Source organism: Paraburkholderia sp. PAMB 6770 (assembly GCF_057748135.1).
Genome location: NZ_CM173239.1, coordinates 298,214 through 315,280, shown reverse-complemented (window position 1 = coordinate 315,280; position 17,067 = coordinate 298,214). Strand labels below are relative to the sequence as shown.

Below are 17,067 nucleotides of genomic sequence, written 5' to 3'. Positions count from 1 at the left end.
GAACAGTTTCAGCGCACGACGCGAACCTCGGCACCAACTCAATCCTCGTACCCGAGGATCGACTTGATTTCCATGTACTCTTCCATGCCTTCAACACCATACTCGCGACCATTGCCGGATTGCTTGTAGCCGCCGAACGGTGCCTGCGGGTCCCACTCCGGATAGTTCAGATGCACCTGGCCGGACTGGATACGCCCTGCTACCGAACGCATTAGCGCCTTGTCCGTGCCTTGCACATGCGCACCGAGCCCATAGATGGTGTCGTTCGCGATGGCGATTGCTTCGTCCACCGTGTCGTACGGCAGGATAGCCAGAACCGGTCCGAAAATCTCCTGCTGCGCCACGCTCATTCCGGTCCGCACGTCCGAGAAGATCGTCGGACGTGCATAGAAGCCTTTGCCGAATCCTTCGGGTCTTCCAGCCCCACCCGTAACCAGTTTCGTTCCCTCGTCGATGAAGGTCTCGATCATCTGCTGCACCCGGCCGAACTGCGCCCGATTGGCGAGCGGTCCGTGGGTCGTCGCTTCCGCGAACGGATCGCCGACACACATCTGCTCTGTAGCGGCCACGGCGAACGCCTCGACTTCGGCCATCACGCTGCGCGGAACGATCATTCGGGTCGGTGCACTGCACGACTGGCCCATGTTGCGGAAGGCCGCTGCGACGCCAAGCGACACGGCACGCGGCAGATTGGCATCTGGCAGCACGATGTTGGGCGACTTGCCACCAAGCTCCTGAGCCACGCGCTTGACAGTTGGCGCGGCCGCCTGCGCGACCAGTACGCCCGCACGTGTCGATCCTGTGATCGACACCATATCGACCTGAGGGTGCGATGCGAGCGCCGCGCCCACTTCCGGACCCGTGCCACTCACCAGATTGAACACGCCCGCCGGAATGCCCGCATCAGCCATCACATCTGCAAACAGCAACCCGCTTAGCGGCGATAGTTCGCTGGGTTTCAGGACCACGGTGCAACCTGCCCCCAGCGCCGGACCGACCTTCGCCGTGATCTGGTAGATCGGCCAGTTCCACGGCGTGATGAGCGCGCACACGCCGATCGGTTCGCGCGCAATCGCCGTGGTGCCGCGCAGGGCAAGAAACGGGTATCGCACCAGGTTGTCGCGCGCGACGCGGAGATGGGCAATCGCGAGCGGCACATGCGCAACGCGTGCATAGTTGATCGGCGCGCCCATTTCCAGGGTCAGCGCCCGGGCGAATAGTTCGGCGCGCTCAATCATCAAGCTATGTACGCGATCCAGCATCGCCGCGCGTTCCTGCGGAGACGTCGCGGACCATTGCGGGAACGCCCTACGCGCCGCTAGCACGGCACGGTCGACATCGCTCGCATCACCTAGCGAAATCTCGCACAACGTTTCTTCCGTTGACGGGCAGGTTACCGCAGCGCACGCTGTGCCTGAAATGGACGCGGGCAGCGTCCATTCGCCGTCAATAAAGAACCGGTCCAGCCGGGCCGCATGCTTCAGGTGAAGAACGGGTGAATTCATTGCGGCATGTCCTGGAGTCTTGACCATGCACCCTTCGAGGGCGGAAACGGTAGTTTGCGATCGGCTTGCCAGTCGGTACGGCGATTGTTAAAACTCGGCGACCTTCCCCCAAACCGGTTCCTCGAATCGCTCCGGGCGGTAGGGGTCGGGATCGACTATCGGCTTCAGGCCCATCACGAGGTCCGCGACCAGATGGCCACACCCCGGACCGATGCCGAAACCGTGACCACTCAGGCCCGCGGCCAGGAAGAAGCCGGGCAGGTTATTCACCTCGCCGATTGCTGGCACGCCGTCCGGCGTCATATCGATATAACCAGCCCAGGACGCCGCAACCGGTGCCGCGCGAATCGCCGGGCACATTTCGATGGCACGCCGGTAAATCTCCTTGAGCGTGGCCTGATCGACGCACGGATCGAGGACGCGCATTCTCTCCATCGGTGTTGGCTGGTCGAGTTGCCAGCGCCCGATGTTCTCGTGGCCAGAGCGTACGCCTTCGAGATTTCCGGGACTCAGGCTGCGCCAGCGACGCGTAAACATCGGCAGGAAATCTTTGGCATAGCGGAACTTTTGCAGCGTGAAATCCATTTTCGCGAGGCCGCTAATCGCCAGCGAATACGTTTGGTCACCGCGTCGCGTGATCGTGATGGCCTTCGTATGCAGCGCATCGGGCAGCGTACCGCGTGGCAGCGAGACCGACATGACCGACGAGCGGATCGTGGCCTGTGGCAACCGGATACCGAGTTGCCGACAGAACGCCGACGCCCATGCACCGCCTGAGAGCACCGCGATCTTCGTGCGGATCATACCGTGCTCTGTCACCACGCCGCTGACACGACCGCCTTCTATTTCGATTCCGCGCGCCGCGCAGTTCTGATGCACGGTCCCGCCGAGCTTCATGATGCTGTGCGCCACGGCGGGCGCGGCAGCGCCGGGGTCCGCGGTGCCATCGGTCGGCGCAAACACACCACCCTTCCAGTGTTTTCCGGTCACAGCCGCGCGCGCAGTCGCGGCTTTGCCACCGAGCGCTTCCGTCTTCACGCCCGCCGTGCGCGCGAAGTTGCACCAGTTCGCCCAGCCAGCGAGTTCGCTGTCGTCGTTGCTCAGATACAGCAGGCCGCTGCGGCGAAAGCCGGCGGTTTCACCGGACGCGGCTTCGAACTGTTCCCACAGTCGCAAGCTTTCGATTGCGATCGGCAACTCGCGTGCATCACGATTCTGTTGCCGGCACCAGCCCCAGTTCCTGCTGGATTGCTCGCCGCCAACCATGCCCTTTTCGATCAGCGCGACCCTCACTCCGCGCTTCGCCAGAAACCACGCGGTGAATACGCCGACGATGCCGGCGCCTATCACGACGACATCAGCGCTATCCGGCAGCGTCGGACTGGTAACAATACGGGTCAATGGTACGCGCATCTGGGAAAACTCCTTCCTCACTCAGGCATCGGGAGCCATGCATGGCTTCTGCCGGACGCCTGCAATTGATATTACAGACGTCTCGCAGCAGAAAATATCGAATGGACTGGTCTAAACGAACCGAATATCTGCCTGGGAGGCTCATGCCTGCATACAAAGCAGCATCGGGCAGCTCATTTCCAGGCGTTCGTACGCAGCGCGGCTTTAGAGCATGGCCTGACTGACAAGCCCGTACGGTCGGAAGACCGGATCGGGTGGGCCGCGATGCGCATCGACGGGCGCATTGCGAACCATCTTCACCGTGGTATCCACGCGCTTCAGGCCTCGCACAATCAACCAGTCGGTCAGGGTCGCGCCCGAAGGGACGTCGATACGAACGAACTCGCCTTCTCGACCGGTCAGCCAATGACCAATCAACGCTTTGGCATGCAAATCGTCCTGCGAAGGCATCGCAACGACCGGACCGAGCACAAGACCCCGACCGAAGCGGCGCAGCACTGAAAACCCAACAATCTCACCTTGACGTTCGAGCACCGCGTTCTCGCCTGTCGCCAGCAGTTCCGAATACATCACCTTACGTTCGAGACCATAGGCGCGCGTCGCGAGTTCGATGAGCGCGGGAAAATCATCGACGGTCGCAGCGCGCAGTTGTTCCCCATTGGGCAATCCCACCGGCGACACGTCACCCACATGGCCTTGATGCTGGTCAAGCGTATCGCAGACCGCAAAGCCGAGCTTTTCGTAGAGTGGCCTGCCGGCAGGCGTGGCGTGCAGAAACGTGACACGCGGGCCCAGTTCTTCAAGCAGCAGTTCCATCAGCCTGCGGCCTATACCGCGCCCCTGCTGCTCTGACGATACGATCACGAGACCAAGCGAGGCTCGATCCGGGCCGAATTTCCAGCACAGTCCGGTGCCGATCACGACACCGTCTTCTTCAGCCGCAAAACCGGTGCCTTGCGCGGCGGCAAACCGCCAGTCCTCCGGGCGATGCGGCCAACCGACAGCCATCGATAAGGCATGCGCCATCGGGATATCGGAGGAGGTAAAGACTCGATAGTGAAGGTTTGTCGTGGATGGTGCGTTCATCATAGTGTGCTGTCTGATTCGCTTTGCCTTGTGGACGCCAGTGTCGGGATGAGGTCCGGGATGACGCTAAAGCGTCGCCACCGCTTCGATTTCAATCTTCAGCCCGAAGTGCACGGCTGGAACTGGCACCACAGCGCGAGCGGGTCTCGCTTCGCCGGCCCAGCGCGCATAGATAGCGTTAAAACTCGCCCAGTACTCGACATCGACGATATAGACACGCACCTGTATCAGCTTCGAGACATCGCTGCCCGCACCGCTCAACGCCGCGCCCAGATTGGCCAGCACCTGTGCTGCCTGGGCCTCGAATGCGCTTTCCGTGAGCTTCGTGCCGTGCGTGTCGATGGGCAGTTGACCGGACACGAAGACCAGTCCGTTTGCGATCGAAACGTGACTGTAGTGACCGCCGGGTGTCGCGAGTCCGGCCGGGTTCATCGTCTGTGGAACGTGGGCCGCGTGTTTGGGTTGGTCCATAAAGGTCGCTCCTCGTTGAATAAGGTTCGCCCACGCCTTCGGAGACACACTGCCGTTGCCGGGCTCGTACGACGCACTATAGAAAAAAATCTCTTTATCATGTTTAATATCCAGTGAATCTATCGTTAAAGGTCGCTTAATGATCGATATGGAAGACATGCGCCTGTTTCGCGCGCTCGGCGTCTCGCAATCACTTGCCGCCGCCGCGCGGCTGCTGAACCTCACCCCGCCCGCCGTGACGGTTCGTCTTCAGCGCATCGAGAAGCGCATGGGCATACGTCTCGCCACGCGTGCAGCGCGCGGTATCTCGCTCACCACGGAAGGCGAGCGACTGGTTCAGGAAGCTGTCGAGATCATGGAGCGGATCGAGTCGATTCCTGCGCGCGTCTCCGGCGAGTTGGGCGGCGTCAGCGGGCATTTGCGGGTTGTCGCCCCCTTCGGCTTTGGCCGTGCGCATGTCGCGCCGCTGGTACGCGATCTGCATCGCTCGCATCCAAATCTCGCAATTTCGCTGATTCTGTCCGACAGCCCGCTCACCGCTGCTCAGGGCGCCGACGCGGTGGTCTCCATCGGCAAGGTCAAGGGGGCATCGTGGATCGGTCACTATCTCGCGCCCAACGATCGCATTCTGTGTGCAAGCCCGGGCCTCGCACGCCGCCTATCGAAGCTCGCGCATCCATCGGAGCTCACGCAGTACCCCTGGCTGACATTGCGCGAAAACGACGATGATGTGACGCGCCTGCGTTTTACCCAGGCCGACGGAGCAGGAAAGCGCAGTACCAAAACGGTCACCGTCCGGCTCGACGGCGCGCTGTCGTCCAACGACGGTACCGTCGTCAGCGACTGGGCTGTTGATGGCCTCGGCATCATTGAGCGCTCCGAATGGGATGCAGCGCGTCTGATTGCAACGGGAAAACTCAAACGCGTATTGCCTGCGTGGCGCCTCGAATCCGCGCCGGTGATGGCGCTGATGCCCACACGTCATGGTCTGACGACCCGTCAGCGGGTATTCATCGAGGCCGCGAAGCGCGCGTTCGATCCCGTCCCGTGGCGCAGTTGATGCGGGCTTCGACGCAATTCGACGCACCATTCGCCCCAACGATCGAAGCAGTATTCGATGTGGATTAATGCTCAATTTATCGTTCGTTAAACACACGCCTGAATGCGAATCTTATATTGGCGACTCGTTCCGCACGGCGTCATCCCGATGCCCTGGCCCTACTCGCGCATGGAATTGTAAGGAGCAGCAGATGGAATTATCGTCGCTGGATACCCCCGCCGCATTGATCGATGTCGAACGCATGACGCGCAACATCGAGAGGATGCAACATCGCCTGAATGCGCTCGGAGTAAATTTTCGGCCGCACGTGAAAACCACCAAATGCGAGCAGGTGGTGAAAGCTCAGATCGATGCGGGCGCGCAAGGCATCACGGTGTCCACACTGAAGGAAGCCGCGCAGTTCTTTGCAATCGGCGTGCGCGATATCGTCTATGCCGTCGGCATGGCACCCACCAAACTTCTGCAGGCCCTGGCGCTGCGTCGGCAAGGCTGCTCGCTGAAAATCGTCGCGGACAGTATCGTCTGCGCACAGGCCATCGTCGCGTTTGGACGGAAGCATCAGGAAAAATTCGACGTGTGGATCGAGATCGACGTGGACGGCCATCGCTCGGGTATCGAACCGGAAGACGATTTGCTCCTCAGAGTTGCCACCACGCTCGTCGAGGGCGGCATGCAACTAGGCGGCGTCGTCGCCCATGCGGGCTCCAGCTACGACTACGATACGCATGCAGATCTGGTTCGCATCGCGGAACAGGAGCGCTCGCGCGCCGTACGCGCGGCGCAACGCATCCGGGAGGCAGGTATGCCGTGTGACGTCGTGAGTATCGGCTCGACGCCGACCGCGCTAGCCGCCACGCATCTGGACGGCGTGACCGAAGTTCGCGCAGGTGTCTATGTGATGTTCGACCTCGTGATGCACAACGTGGGCGTCAACCAAATCGCGGAAATCGCGCTGAGCGTGTTGACCACGGTGATCGGCCATCAGCGCGAGAAAGGCTGGGCTATTGTCGATGCAGGCTGGATGGCAATGAGTCGCGACCGGGGCACGCAGCGCCAGAGGCAAGACTTCGGCTATGGGCTCGTCTGCCTGGAAGGCGGCGAGGTCGTGGGCGATTACGTGATGAGCAGCGCAAACCAGGAGCACGGCATCATTTCTCACATGGCCACACCGGATCACGACATCGAGACACGCTTTCCAATCGGTACGCGTCTGCGCATTTTGCCCAATCATGCCTGTGCAACCGGCGCACAGCATCCCGTCTATCAGGCGATTGCAGCGGACGGCAGCGTGGAAACCTGGTCGCGCTTTTACGGCTGGTAGTACGCATTCCAATAGGCACCGGTTGGCGTGACCGATCTGTAAGCTTCCGCGGCTTGCCGTTTTCTCTTGCTTCTTGCGCGATGCACGAATGGCAGAAGCAACGGGGAGCTGGGCGGCAATGGATTTCAAGGGTATCGAATCTGGGCGACAGGTGGCTGAACTGGCAGGTGATCGTGCCGTTCGGACAACTGTCGGTTAATCTGGTGGCGAGCATTACGCAGGCGTGCGAGGGTTGGGCCGAGCCGGCTGAGGCTTATCGATTCTTCACGCAGGACAGGCTGGGCTGGACCGAAGTCATAGAGCCGCACTGGCAGTGTTCGGCTGAGCGTATGCGACGTGGCGCGGTGCCCGGATGACATTGACCATCCGCAAACAACGGCCAGGTCGCCGCAAGCCAATGGGATTGTCGGGCGATTGCACAAAACCTTGCTCAACGGTTCTACCGCGTCGCCTTCCGCAAAGGGATCTTCGAATCGATCGCCACCTTGCAGACGGATCTTGATGCGTCGCTCGACCGGTACAACAATGAACAGGAGCATCAGGGGGCGGTGGTATTGCGGCACGATGCCAATGTACACCCTTCTCAATTCACTGAAACTCGCCAGGGGAGAAACCCCTTCCGCCCATTGATCGTTCTCTCTCTATCGGACCGACCACCTTTCAGATCGAGTCCCGGCTAATTCATCCAGTATGTGCCTGTCAGCCCGTGATCTCGCACTTTTTCTGTCGCCCCACATCGTGCCCGATCAACGCGCCCCACTACCCGCGTTCGCCACATCGGCCAACGCCCGCGCCAGCGCGGACTGTGCCCACGCGAGTTCGAGATCGAACCGGTCGGGTGGACGGCGCGGAATACCCAGTCGCCGGCAGACGACCTCGCGATGCGCACGCCACAGATACACCATTCGAAGCAGTTCCTGATGCCTGGGGCTCAGCGTCCGCCAGGCCTGTGTCACCCGCCCCGCGTCAACCGGATCATAGGCCCCCCGCCCCGCGTTGCCCCAGTTCTCCAGGCGATGCTCGGGCGTATCGCTGCTGAGGTCGCGACTCACAACGTGCCGCCCCGATCAACGTTTGCGGATGTAACGTGTGCCCTGTAGTGTGCCGGGTTCCTGAGAAACTGGTCGATGTCGGCGGCACGCCAGCCCACCATGCGACCACCCAGAGGAATTGCCGGTGGAAATGTACCGTCCTGCATACGCTTGTAGATCGTCGAACGCGACAGCCCCGTTCTCGCCTCGACCTGCGGACGACGCAGGATCGCAAGCGCACCACTCTCTTCGACGAACATGATTTGCCCTCCGACCAGTTATCCGGCGCGAACATGGCCGGAACATGAAGGCATTCAAGCAGTCGTCGAGGCGGTCAGCCAAACCCGTCGTGTCGACGGGATGTCCCGTCGGGTTCTGCTTCACAATCAACCAGCCGTTGCGCGGAAGGGAGATCGGGTGAAAGAGGCGATCACGGCGATAAAGGCGCTCGCCTCCCGTGTCGATCTCACTGTCCGTACGTCCGACCCATAGGTTGAGGAAGATCGCCGGCCAGGGCTCACTTCGCGGGAATACGTTCGCCCCCATTCGATCAGCGGATGACACCCGGCACAATGCAGTCTCGATGCCACGCACATGGACCGCGCCGACTCTGGCGATCACCTGCTAGCCACCGCGACTTCACGGGTTCTCCCCTTCAGGGTTGCGGCAGCCTCCCTGTTTCTGTGACAGCGACCCGACCGGTGGTGTGGTCGAGAGAATCGAATGTTCGCCACGATCATGTGGCGTTACCACTGATCGCGAGCGTGCCATGGATTGATGTCATCCGATCCCGGCAAGATGCGGGTCGCGCCTGACCAGCAGGTGTCCGTTCATCGCCAGTCCCTTGCCAGCGCGCCCGCATGGCTCAGAACTTCATTCGTATCCCGGCGCCCACACTGTTGCCCGACGACAGGCTCGTGATCGTGTCATACCGCCAGCCCGCGTAGACGTCAGTCCGCGTCGAGAGCGGATAGTCGTAACCCAGCGCCACCGTGGACCAGCGGATATCGGACCCGACCACCGGATGCCGCTGCGTCCCGGCCCACGACAGCAGCACGCTGCCTCTCCCGATACGGGCGCTCGCCCCTACCTGTGCCGTATCGTCCGTCAGCGCGTTGTTGTCCGTCACCCTCTCGACCTGCACATCCACCTTGAATGCCTGGAACTGGTATGCGCTCCCGGCAAGCCACGCGGTCTGAGCGGTCGCACCGTTCAGAAACAGCGAGGCGGTGTGCAAGGTCTGCACGGCAACCGTGGCCGAGAACGGTCCCGCGAAATACAGGACGTTCGCACTGTAGTTCGCCTGTCCCGCGTGTCCTGCGACGCCCGCGTTGCTGTAAAGCAGGCTGCCCGACAGGCCATCGATCTCCGGCGTCTGATATGTGACCGAATCGTCGATAGCCGTATCACTCTGCAACGACGCCGCCCCCATCGCGGAACCGAGATAGCTGTGAATCACGATCGGAGAAAAAACGAAGGAGTTGCCGAACGGATTGAAAAGTATCGTCGACACGAACAGCGGCGTGGTGTTGCGCCCGATGGTGAGCTCGCCAAAGTGTCCGCTCAGGCCGACAAATGCATTGCGCCCGAAGAACGACTGACCGGTGAATGAGCCGGCCTGCCCGGAGTTGACACGATAAAAGCTCTCCAGCGTGAAGACAGCCTTCAGGCCATCCCCCAGATCCTCCGAACCGGACATCCCCCAGTACGACGTCGTCATTCCGCCAGACCCCGCCTGCCACGCGTTGCCGGCCGCGCCCGCGGGACGAAACTCGCCGACGAATGCATCGGCAAGCCCGTACAGCGAAACGGACGACTGTGCGTGGGCCATACCGGCAGATGCGCACATCGCCAGCGCCACCGTCCACTGCCCTGCCCTTGCCTGAAACCTGACCTGCATGGTGTCTCCTTCCTTGTTGTGCATGTTGGCCCGCATCGCCGAACCCGCGCACGAGGTCGCGTTCAGTCCGGGCGTATCCGCGCGAGCGGGCGTCCACGGTCGGCCAGCGCAACCGCCACGACGATCTCGTCAGGCGCGGGCACGTCAGCCAGCATCAGCGACACCGTGTCGAAGTAGTCGAAACGCCACATATCCACGCTTCCGTGCAACGGAATGTCGATGCACGTACCGGGCGCCCCACGCTTGGTCACTGACGGGATAAGCGAGGTCGCTCCGGGCAGGCAGGCACGCATCGCCTGGCCCATCCGTGGATGCAGGAGCGCTGCTGCACACTCGAGTGGCACGGCGGTGCCGACCAGTGCCGCCTTTCCGTAGGCCTGGATCGCAGACGGCTCGATATCCAGTGCCCGGCGCGCGCGTTCGGTCAACAGCGTGCCGAGCCCGGCGCCCACCGCGTAGAGGCACTCGAGCGACGCGAGGGGGACATCCGCGCGCCAGCCGTCAAGCGTCAAAACGGCCGCGGCGATGCCCTGCCGGTGCGGCGGGTCGACCGCGACCTCCAACTCCGCGCACCGCTCGACAAGGTGAACGACGATCTTCACGACCGGTACGTTCATGGCCGCCCCACCGCTTCGGTCACCGGGTCCTGCCATGCCTGCGCCGGCTCGGGAAAAGGGCCTCGTGCGGATTCGTACGCGCACGCTGCACGCAGCACCAGCGCATCCCCACCCGGCGGACCGATGATCTGCAGTCCCGTCGGCAAACCGCCTGGCAAACCGCAAGGCACACTCGCAGCCGGCAGCCCGGTCTGGTTGCACCAGGACGTCAGCGGCGGCGCGTTGCGCAGTTCCCCAGGCAAACCGGGTACGGGTGGCGGTCCGCAGTGAAATGTCGGAGTCACCAGCAGGTCGACTTCCTCGAAAAGGGCCGTCATCGCGACCGTGAGTGCATGTCGCGCCTGCAGTGCATCGGCAAAGGCCGAGGTGATCACCCGTGCCCCGGTCCGCGCCAGTTCCTGCACATCCGCATCGAGCTGGGCCCGCGCGGACTCGGGGAGTTGCTGGACCCGCTGTGAGAAATACACGGCCCACTGGATCGCGTGCATATGACTTTCGACATACCCCGCCAGCGGCTTCACGCCGGTTTCCTCGACCTGCGCGCCCAGTGCGTCGAGGCAGCCGACGGCCTGACGCACGCTGTCTGCTATGCCGGGCTCGACGCGCACGCCAGCGGGGGCATGGCAATACGCAATGCGCAACCCGGCGATACCATCGTCCAGTCCGGCACAGGCGTCCGGATTGTTCCCGGTGGCGAGCCCTTCGTTGCGCTCCACCTGGGTGAGGACACCCAGCATGAGGGCGGCATCGCCCGCGGTACGGGCCATCGGCCCGAGCGCCGACAGCCCCGTCCAGTTGCCCGCGGCGCCCGCCGGCACCCGACCGAACGAGGGTTTCATCCCCACCAGGCCGCTCCAGCAAGCCGGGATGCGAATCGATCCTCCACCGTCGGTCGCCAGTGATAGCGGACCCATGCCGAGCGCGACAGCGACGGCCGATCCGCCGCTGCTACCGCCCGGTGTGACTCGCCGGTCCCAGGGATTACGGGTAACACCCGTGAGCGGGCTGTCCGTGACGATCTTGTGGCCAAATTCCGAGGTTGTTGTCTTGCCGAACAGCACTGCGCCGGCGCGCCGCAGCCGGGCGACGGCCGGGGCGTCCTCGTGCTCTGGTGTGACCGGAGACGTGAGAGATCCCTGCCGCGTCGGCAATCCCCGGACCGCCACGAGGTCCTTGACCGAGAGCGGCACACCATCCAGCAGCCCGCAAGGCTCGTCGCGCATCCAGCGACGCTCCGACGCGTGTGCAGCCGCCAGTGCGCCGTCCTCGTCGATACTGCACACGCCATTGACGAGCGGATCGAAGCGCGTGACCCGGTCCAGCACCGCACACATGACCTCGACCGGTGACAGCGTGCGGCGCCGGTAACCATTGATCAGTTGGCGGGCACTCATCCTGAGTACGTCATTCATATGTAATCCTTAATAATTTTCAAATGGATTTCCCGGTGAATTGATCCCCTTATCCCTCGCACCCTGGCGGGATCGGTCCGACCGAGTCCAGAATCTCGAAACTGTCGTCGGCAAGCGCCCGGCCGATGCGCGTCAGGCACAGCACGTGATCGCCGTCCGGGCTCACCCCCGTCCTGCCGCGCGGCAGGTCCAGCGACACACCCGGTAACCGGGCTTTCACCTGAGCCACATCGACACTGCCGGCCGCCGTGGCCGCCTGCGCAAACAGGCGGATACCCGCATACGTGCACTCGCCATGCGGCAGCACTACCGCGTACGGCCCCAGGCGGGGATTGTGCGCATCGGCATAGTGCGCGGTATAGCGCGTCAGGAAATCCCGGTTCTGTGGATTGTCGATACTCATGTAGTACGACGACACGCCGATGATTCCCGTCGACGCGCCGGTCGTCGCTATCGACAGTGACTCGTGCGCGATGTCGGTCACGAGTTGCGGCTTCATGCCGAAAGAGCGGTACTGCTTGACGAAGGTCACCGGGTCGTCGCCGATGCTGTGCCAGACAATCTGTGGATGCTGACCGGCTACCTGCTGCAGCACCGCCCCGTAATCGCGGGTGCCGAACGGCAGCCAGTACACGCCGAGGAAGGCGCCACCATGACGTTTTACCGCGGCCCTCAACTCAGGCACGAGCACCTTGCGATTGCTGCCGATGTCCGACACAACCGCACAGACGGAGCGTCCCCCGTGGCGCATCAGCCAGGCAATCAGCGGGTCGACGCGCTGGTTGACCGCCAGTCCCGTGGTAAGCAGATGTGGGTCGCACCGCCCCTCGTCGAAGTTCGGGTACGCGACGAGGCGACCCGAAGATCTGGCGGCCTGCAGCGCAGCTTCGCGCTCCGACGGCAGCACCATACCGGTGAGCAGGGCCACCTCGTCGCGCATCAGGAGCAGCCGGGCCTTTTCGAGCGTAACGGCCGTGGACATCTGCGTGTCTTCGACCCGCAACTGGAGCGGACGGCCGAGCAGGCCGCCAGCGGCATTGATCTCGGCGACGGCCAGCTCGGCGCAGTTGCGGTTTGTCTCGCCGACACGGGTCAGCGGCCCGCTCAGCGGAGCCAGGAGGCCGATCTTCAGCGGTCCGGCAGCATGCACCAGCGAAGGGACCGCGGACGCGGCGAGCGCGCCAGCGGCGCTGAATAGTGCAGTTCGGCTGAAGTCGCGGCGATTCATCGGTATCCTCATCGGGTCGGTTGCAGGTCGGAAGGTGTCGGGTGCATCGAGGGCATGCTGGAGCCAGCTGCTGGCGACAGGAAGTGCGCCAGCGAATGGCCGCTGGCTGCGCCGTGGCTGGGCCCGATCGCGCCCGCATGAACCAGTCGCCCGTTCGCAAGCACGATGCAGCGTTGCGCGCTGCGCAACACGAGATCGAGGTTCTGCTCGACAAGGAGCACGGCAAGCTGCGATCGCCGGCAAAGCATCGGGATGACTTCACCGATCAGCTCGACGAGATTCGGCTGCACGCCATCGGACGGTTCGTCGAGCAGCAGCAGCTTCGGCCGGCCGCACAGGGCGCGGGCAATCGCGAGCACCTGCTGCTCGCCGCCCGACAGCGTGCCGCCGTGTTGCGCAAGACGGGTCTTCAGCACAGGAAAATAGTCGAACACCTCGTCGAGAATCGCCCCGCCGCCCGCCGCCTGTGTACCCATGAGAAGGTTCTCGCGCACGGTCAGCTTCGGAAAAATCCAGCGTCCCTGCGGCACCAGTCCGATGCCCCGGCGCGCGATCTGGTGCGTGGGCAGGCCACGGATGCCACGTCCGAGAAAGCGCACGTCCCCGCTCGCGCGCGGCAGCAGCCCCATGATCGCCTTGACCAGCGTCGTCTTGCCCGCACCGTTGCAGCCGAGCACGCCAACGACCTCGTTCGGTCCCACGTCGAAACCAATCTGGTGCAGTACGTCCACATCGCCATAGCCAGCGGACAGATTTTCAATGTGCAGCACGAGCCGCCCCCTGACCAAGATAGATGCGCCGGATTTCCTCATCGCACGCAATATCGGCATAGGTTCCCTGCCGCACGATCTGGCCGCGGTGCATGACCCAGGTCTCGCACTGCATCGCCTCAACAAAGCCCAGGTCGTGCTCGATGGCCAGCACCGCACAGCGCTCCCGCAACCGGTGAATGAGCCGTACGAGCCGCTGCGCGTCGCTGGCAGACAGTCCCGCAGCCGGTTCGTCGAGCAGCAGCAGCGAGGGCTGGCACATCATCGCCATGCCGATCTCGAGCCACTGCCGCGCCCCGTGCGGCAGGTGCATCGCCAGCTCGTTCGCCTCAGCCGTCAGGCCGATTTCGTCGAGCACCGCGTCGGGGTCGGGCATCGGGGTGGCCCGGTGGGCGGCGACGCCCAGTCCCGCAACAATCAGGTTGTCGCGCACCTGCATCGCCAGAAACGTATTGGTGCCCTGGAACTTGCGCACCACACCGCGCCGGCAGAACTGGTGCATGGGCCGGCCGGTCACCCGCTCGCCGGCAAGGAACAGTTCTCCTCTCCCCGGCGCGATCGCGCCCGACAGCAGGCCGACCAGCGTGCTCTTGCCGGCTCCGTTCGGGCCGATCACGCACAGCAGATCGCGCGGACCGATCGTGACGTCGACGCTGGCAACCGCCTGGATCCCGCCGAACGCGCGCTGCAATCCAGTGCCCTCCATCAACGGCGCGTCCATCAGCGCCCTCCTTCCGCGTGTTCGCGGTGGGGCATCGCAGTTCGTCGCCCCCGGCGCGCGTGCGCGATGCGGCGCAGGGCCGCCGTCAGGCCGTGCAGCCGTACACCGTTGGGCAGGAACAGGATGCAGCAGACGAACAGGGCGCCGAGCAGCAGGGGCCACCCGTCGGTACTCAGGCTTGAGACCGTCTGCTTCAGGAGCGTCAGCACGATCGCCGCGAGTACCGGACCGCCGAGTGTGCCCCGGCCGCCGACCGCTACCCAGAGAATGACTTCGGTGGCCAGCATCGGCGAGAACACATCCGGCGCCACCACACCTGAGCACGCGGCCATCAGGGAACCCGCGATCGCGGCGAGCCCCGCTGACACCACGAACACCAGCAGCAGGTGCCAGGGCGTGTGGTAACCGCAGGCCTTCGCCCGCCACTCGTTGGTGGCGATCGCAGCCAGCACCTTGCCGTAGCGGCTGCGGCACGTGAGCCATGTCAGACCAAGGAAGAGGAGAAGAGCCGCCGTCACGGCATACCAGGATCCGCGCGGGCCGCTCAGATCGAGCGTATGTCCGGCCAGATGAAAGCACAGCCCCGGAATACCCAGGAGGCCCGTATCCCCACCCGTGACCGACTGCCAGCTCGTCGCCAGTTGCTGGACGACGATCAGCACGGCCATGCTGATAATGGCGAAGAAGTGCAGCCTCACGCCGGCATACAGGAGGAAGTAGCCGAGGACGGCTGCCACCGCCATTGAACACGTGAGCCCGGTGACCAGCCCGAGCACGGGCGTCTGTCCGAACCGCACGGTGGCGACCGCGAAACCGTACGCGCCAAGCCCGAAGAAGGTCGTGTGTCCGAGTGTCAGGACGCCCGCCCGTCCCCACAGCAGATCGTAGCTAAGCGCGAGTATCCCCATGATCAGCGCATCGCGCACGATCGACAGCAGATAGGGCCCCAGACAGAATGGCAGGATCAGCGCGGCGGCGACGATCGCGATACCCGTCGCCAGGGGCGACAGGTCGTCCCGGGTCATCCCGGGCTGCGACAGCCAGAGGCGCGTGCGAGCAAGGAGGGCCTGAGACATCGGTTAACCTTTACCGAGAAGTTGATGAGCGGCGCTGAACCCGGGAATGAGCCCCTGTGGCCGGAAGCGGACCAGCACGATGGACAGGACCAGCACGAGCGCTGAAGCGAGCGACGGATCCACGTGATAGCTGAGCAGCGTCTCCGCGGTACCGACGACGGTGCTCCCCAGCAGGCTCCCGGCGATCGAACCGATGCCCCCCAGCACGATCACGAAAAACGCCCTGGCCAGGTAGGCAACACCGAGGTGAGCATCCACCGAGACCATGGGCGCGACGAGCGCCCCGGCCAGCGAGGCGAGCGCGGCGCCACCGCAGAAGGCCAGCCGGTTCAGGCGACGGGTATCGATGCCGGCTGCCTCGGCCATCTCCGGGCGCTGGATCACGGCACGCAGCTGTGTGCCGAAGCGCGTACGGGCGAAGAGCAACCAGCAGCCGGCCGTCACGGCGAGGGCCACACCGATCACGAACACCCGGTACGCCGGATAGCTGCCGCCGGGCACGGCGATCGCGCCGGTGAACGGGGCATATACGAGCATCGGCTGTGTGCCGAAGATCAGCTCAAGAGCTTTCCGGACGATCAGACCGACGGCATAGGTCGCAAGCAGTGTGTCGAGTGGTCGCTCATAGAGCAGTCGGATCACGAGACGCTCCAGACACCACCCGAGCACCGCACCGACCGCAGGTGCGGCGAACAGCGCGAGCCAGAATGCGTGAGGCCCGTCGGCCGATTGGACTACCGCCAGCGTGTAGGCTCCGATCGTGACCCACTCGGCATGTGCGAGGTTCACGATGTCCATCAGGCCGAAGATGATCGCGAGACCAAGCGCGATCAGTGCCAGGATGCTAACGTCGCTCAATATATTCAGGATAACTACCATATATTCTCCAGGAATCACTAGCATCCGGGGGTTCCATGGACCTGCCTCTCAAAGCCCATCCGAGACGACTCTTGCCGGCATCCGCGCCTCGACTTCTGCCGCTACGTCTTGTGGCTTCCCCAACCGGCAATCAGTCATCCGGACACTCACAATATATTGTTAGTCACAGGGCAAATTCAAACTAGATTCACAATGTATTGTGAATTTCTGGATGAACGCTCCCCGATACTCGACGGGGCCAGTCAAATCGAGTCCGCATGACCACAGAAACAGAAGCATTCATCAAGGCGCTCGGTGCCGAGATCCGCGCACGCCGCAAACGGAAAAAGCTGACTCAGGTTGGCCTCGCCTTCCGCGCCAAGGTTCATCCCAATACGGTCTCGCTCATCGAGCGCGCTGAAACAGTCGCCGGACTTGACGCATTGCTTGTTCTGGCCGGCGCGCTTGACGCGCCCCTCTCGCACATCATCAAAGGCGTCGAGGATCGCATCGGCCGTCGCTGACACGGTTCGTTCCAGCTCCACACTTCAGCGGGGCGATGTCGCCCTGGCGGCGCGAAGCTTCGATATCTGGCCGC

18 protein-coding genes are annotated in these 17,067 nt (G+C 63.4%); 4 read left to right on the top strand and 14 right to left on the bottom strand.

From position 1 onward, the window contains the following. Positions 1-38: 38 nt before the first annotated feature. From AC3AP7_RS19000 to AC3AP7_RS18985, 4 genes are all read right to left on the bottom strand, one after another. Positions 39-1,505 carry an aldehyde dehydrogenase family protein gene (locus AC3AP7_RS19000; protein ID WP_487364126.1) on the bottom strand — a complete coding sequence of 489 codons (1,467 nt, stop codon included), beginning with the start codon at positions 1,503-1,505 and terminating at the stop codon, positions 39-41. Between the two features lie 87 nt (positions 1,506-1,592). Next, positions 1,593-2,918 carry an NAD(P)/FAD-dependent oxidoreductase gene (locus AC3AP7_RS18995; RefSeq protein WP_487364125.1) on the bottom strand — a complete coding sequence of 442 codons (1,326 nt, stop codon included), beginning with the start codon at positions 2,916-2,918 and terminating at the stop codon, positions 1,593-1,595. A 204-nt stretch (positions 2,919-3,122) separates the two neighbouring features. Continuing rightward, the gene (locus AC3AP7_RS18990; protein WP_487364124.1) at positions 3,123-4,004 is read right to left on the bottom strand and encodes a GNAT family N-acetyltransferase; all 882 of its coding nucleotides are present in this window, start codon (positions 4,002-4,004) and stop codon (positions 3,123-3,125) included. A 66-nt stretch (positions 4,005-4,070) separates the two neighbouring features. Continuing rightward, positions 4,071-4,475 carry a RidA family protein gene (locus AC3AP7_RS18985; protein WP_487364123.1) on the bottom strand — a complete coding sequence of 135 codons (405 nt, stop codon included), beginning with the start codon at positions 4,473-4,475 and terminating at the stop codon, positions 4,071-4,073. A 139-nt stretch (positions 4,476-4,614) separates the two neighbouring features. Here AC3AP7_RS18985 and AC3AP7_RS18980 point away from each other — a divergent pair, with 139 nt between their 5' ends. From AC3AP7_RS18980 to AC3AP7_RS18970, 3 genes are all read left to right on the top strand, one after another. Further along, the gene (locus AC3AP7_RS18980) at positions 4,615-5,535 is read left to right on the top strand and encodes a LysR substrate-binding domain-containing protein (RefSeq protein ID WP_487364122.1); all 921 of its coding nucleotides are present in this window, start codon (positions 4,615-4,617) and stop codon (positions 5,533-5,535) included. 190 nt (positions 5,536-5,725) lie between these two features. Continuing rightward, positions 5,726-6,856 carry a DSD1 family PLP-dependent enzyme gene (locus tag AC3AP7_RS18975; RefSeq protein ID WP_487364121.1) on the top strand — a complete coding sequence of 377 codons (1,131 nt, stop codon included), beginning with the start codon at positions 5,726-5,728 and terminating at the stop codon, positions 6,854-6,856. 80 nt (positions 6,857-6,936) lie between these two features. Next, a complete protein-coding gene (locus AC3AP7_RS18970) occupies positions 6,937-7,212 on the top strand; it encodes a transposase DNA-binding-containing protein (protein ID WP_487364937.1) in 276 nt (91 codons plus the stop codon). Positions 7,213-7,602: 390 nt separating this feature from the next. Here the strand turns inward: AC3AP7_RS18970 and AC3AP7_RS18965 are convergent, their stop codons facing one another. The 10 genes from AC3AP7_RS18965 to AC3AP7_RS18920 form a co-directional block, all read right to left on the bottom strand. Further along, complete coding sequence (locus AC3AP7_RS18965) at positions 7,603-7,908, bottom strand: hypothetical protein (protein ID WP_487364120.1); 306 nt, start codon at positions 7,906-7,908, stop codon at positions 7,603-7,605. Beyond that, a complete protein-coding gene (locus AC3AP7_RS18960; protein ID WP_487364119.1) occupies positions 7,905-8,147 on the bottom strand; it encodes a helix-turn-helix transcriptional regulator in 243 nt (80 codons plus the stop codon). The genes AC3AP7_RS18965 and AC3AP7_RS18960 overlap by 4 nt, the downstream gene beginning before the upstream one ends. A 605-nt stretch (positions 8,148-8,752) precedes the next feature. Next, complete coding sequence (locus AC3AP7_RS18955; protein WP_487364936.1) at positions 8,753-9,787, bottom strand: porin; 1,035 nt, start codon at positions 9,785-9,787, stop codon at positions 8,753-8,755. A 62-nt stretch (positions 9,788-9,849) separates the two neighbouring features. Further along, positions 9,850-10,404, bottom strand: a complete 555-nt coding sequence (locus tag AC3AP7_RS18950; RefSeq protein WP_487364118.1) for an amino acid synthesis family protein — start codon at positions 10,402-10,404, stop codon at positions 9,850-9,852. Beyond that, complete coding sequence (locus tag AC3AP7_RS18945; protein WP_487364117.1) at positions 10,401-11,816, bottom strand: amidase family protein; 1,416 nt, start codon at positions 11,814-11,816, stop codon at positions 10,401-10,403. The genes AC3AP7_RS18950 and AC3AP7_RS18945 overlap by 4 nt, the downstream gene beginning before the upstream one ends. A 49-nt stretch (positions 11,817-11,865) precedes the next feature. Further along, the gene (locus tag AC3AP7_RS18940) at positions 11,866-13,044 is read right to left on the bottom strand and encodes an ABC transporter substrate-binding protein (RefSeq protein ID WP_487364116.1); all 1,179 of its coding nucleotides are present in this window, start codon (positions 13,042-13,044) and stop codon (positions 11,866-11,868) included. 8 nt (positions 13,045-13,052) lie between these two features. After that, the gene (locus tag AC3AP7_RS18935; protein WP_487364115.1) at positions 13,053-13,814 is read right to left on the bottom strand and encodes an ABC transporter ATP-binding protein; all 762 of its coding nucleotides are present in this window, start codon (positions 13,812-13,814) and stop codon (positions 13,053-13,055) included. Then, positions 13,801-14,535: an ABC transporter ATP-binding protein gene (locus tag AC3AP7_RS18930; RefSeq protein WP_487364114.1), complete on the bottom strand. Its 735-nt coding sequence runs from the start codon at positions 14,533-14,535 to the stop codon at positions 13,801-13,803. The genes AC3AP7_RS18935 and AC3AP7_RS18930 overlap by 14 nt, the downstream gene beginning before the upstream one ends. Continuing rightward, the gene (locus tag AC3AP7_RS18925) at positions 14,535-15,611 is read right to left on the bottom strand and encodes a branched-chain amino acid ABC transporter permease (protein WP_487364113.1); all 1,077 of its coding nucleotides are present in this window, start codon (positions 15,609-15,611) and stop codon (positions 14,535-14,537) included. Before AC3AP7_RS18925 ends, AC3AP7_RS18930 begins: the two co-directional genes overlap by 1 nt. A gap of 3 nt (positions 15,612-15,614) precedes the next feature. Next, complete coding sequence (locus tag AC3AP7_RS18920; RefSeq protein WP_487364112.1) at positions 15,615-16,490, bottom strand: branched-chain amino acid ABC transporter permease; 876 nt, start codon at positions 16,488-16,490, stop codon at positions 15,615-15,617. 257 nt (positions 16,491-16,747) lie between these two features. Between AC3AP7_RS18920 and AC3AP7_RS18915 the strand changes: the two genes are divergently transcribed. Continuing rightward, the gene (locus AC3AP7_RS18915; protein WP_487364111.1) at positions 16,748-16,993 is read left to right on the top strand and encodes a helix-turn-helix domain-containing protein; all 246 of its coding nucleotides are present in this window, start codon (positions 16,748-16,750) and stop codon (positions 16,991-16,993) included. Positions 16,994-17,067: the final 74 nt, after the last annotated feature.